Source organism: Aquiflexum sp. (assembly GCF_041749095.1).
Taxonomy (GTDB): domain Bacteria; phylum Bacteroidota; class Bacteroidia; order Cytophagales; family Cyclobacteriaceae; genus Aquiflexum.
Genome location: NZ_JBGTCA010000556.1, coordinates 1 through 2,050, shown reverse-complemented (window position 1 = coordinate 2,050; position 2,050 = coordinate 1). Strand labels below are relative to the sequence as shown.

General features: G+C 36.8%; 2 protein-coding genes and 1 pseudogene. All 3 read right to left on the bottom strand.

Going from position 1 to position 2,050, the window contains the following annotated elements; genetic code table 11:
• A pseudogene (locus ACEW8O_RS24895) lies at positions 1-270 on the bottom strand (ArsR family transcriptional regulator); the annotation flags it as partial.
• A gap of 176 nt (positions 271-446) precedes the next feature.
• Positions 447-821, bottom strand: coding sequence for a hypothetical protein (locus ACEW8O_RS24890; protein WP_373497338.1), 375 nt, complete (start codon positions 819-821; stop codon positions 447-449).
• A gap of 3 nt (positions 822-824) precedes the next feature.
• A partial coding sequence (locus ACEW8O_RS24885) for a penicillin acylase family protein (protein ID WP_373497337.1) occupies positions 825-2,050 on the bottom strand: 1,226 nt, incomplete at its 5' end.

Sequence of the window (2,050 nt, the reverse complement as noted above, 5' to 3'; positions counted from 1 at the left end):
CCTGTCAAAACCTAAATATTTTCGGATAAGATCCTGCAAATTTGAAAAAAGGGGATGCTTGGGGTTAGCTTGGTATTCAATTCGGTTTTTTTCTGCCACTTTTAACAAAAACCCTGCCTCAGTCAGGTTATTCAATTCCTTTCTGATTGCATTTGTTGATTCACCAAATTCCTCAGCCAATCCCCTCAAGTGTCCTTGATTTTTGGAATTACTGAAGAACTTGATCAATAACTTTAACCTGGTTTTTGATGTGATTAGGTAATCTAGCATAAAAGTGACTGGCACAAAACGAGCAACAAAAGTACTCGCATGGTCAATAAAAGCAAAATATTTTCAGTTAATTTAAATAGAATCTTTCAAGAGGTGAATTATTGTATTTTTAATACAAATAATTAGCTAAAAATTAGCATAAATTATATTCCATTCCTGATGATATCAGATCACTCTTAACTTCTATAAATCCCGTTATCCCGTTTTTGAAGTATTTTTCTAAAAAGAGAACCTGTCAACCCACTAAAGCCTCCAATTATAAAACCGATAAGTCCTGCAGCAAACCATAACATATTATCATTGGAATGCCCCATTAACTCTGCCATTTTTATGGGAAGCTCTGAACCGGAATCAATGGATATCCAAACTGAAAGTGATAACCATACCAATCCAAAAGGTAATCCTGAACCAAAAAAAGAAGTTAAAGGAGAGGCCCCAACCAAGAAAGTAACCAAGGCTACTAAAATCATTAATCCCCAAAATGGAAAATAAGGCCCAATAAAATAAACAATAAATGCTGTCAGTATAACCAATCCAAAAAACCTGCCCATAAATCACTCCTTAAATATTGTGGTAAATAATACATTTTCACTCCGGTTATCTTTTCTTAAATCAAAATCAACATATTCTCCATTTGACCATTTCTTAAGAAAATTGTCATAAAATCTACTGCCAGGATTGCCGGATTGTCCTCCCGGATAAATTCCGAATGCTTTTATATCATCCCCTAGTTCTACAACAAATCGCCAACTTGCCCCATGCATTTTGTCTGTGGCATTGACAATTCCTCTGCCTCCACCTGTATAGATATCAGTGTAGCTAAAAGACTTAAAGTTTGGCACAAGGTGCATAACCGAAGTCCCCTTGAAACTGGCCCACGAATATCCACCTCTATCTTCTTCCCATTTATTCATTTCAGCTACCATCGATTGAAACGCAGACCAAATTAAATCTGTGGCTGTTTCTAAAGCTTCAGTTTCCGGGTTGTCAAAAAGGGTGTCATTTGGAGAATTGATCAACAACCTGCTCGTTTCATATATATTGGGTAACACAATCGGTTTTTCATTTTGCTTCCATTTTGACCAAATTCCATCATGGATATGTTTCCACCATGTTTGGAATAAGGCAGGTTCTTCCTGATTGGGAAAAGTAAGGTAATTCCATTCCTGCAATTGGTTCAAATACTTTCTGGCTTTCAGATCTAGTTTTTCCATATTCTCATTGGGCAATAAATCCAGCATAGCGGGTAATATCTCAGAAGCATGAAGGTGAAAATTGTCAAATTGAAGTGCCATTATATCCTCAATGGTAATGTTCTCCATTTCATCAAGTTTTTTATTAATTCTTCTATTTCTGTAATGTTCGACACTGCTTTCAAAAATATAATAGGGATAAGAAGGATCAGTTGAATGCTGATTGGCAGAGGATACAAAACCCCTCGTTGGATTGATTGTGGCCGGATTGTGTTCATTTGGAATAAAACCTTTCCATTCAAATCGAGGGTCATTTCCATCCATTAAAAACTTTCCCTGCCCTTCCCATTTCAATGGAAATCTTCCTTGGACCTTCATGGCAATACTCCCACTTTTGGAGGCAAACACAAAGTTTTGGGCCGGTGAGGTGTAGTTGTCCAATGCAAGGATGTAATCTTCATGATTTCTTGCCTTATTCAAAAGCAGGAAGGTTAGTTGTTCATTGGATTCCATATGTGCAGTCCATTTGAGAGAGAAATTCACATCCTGTCTTTCAGCCCTGAAATTTTTATCAAAGACTACAGGCC

Bases quoted from the DNA above. Each gene is read 5' to 3' on its own strand.
- ACEW8O_RS24890 (WP_373497338.1), bottom strand. From the start codon at position 821: ATGGGCAGGTTTTTTGGATTGGTTATACTGACAGCATTTATTGTTTAT.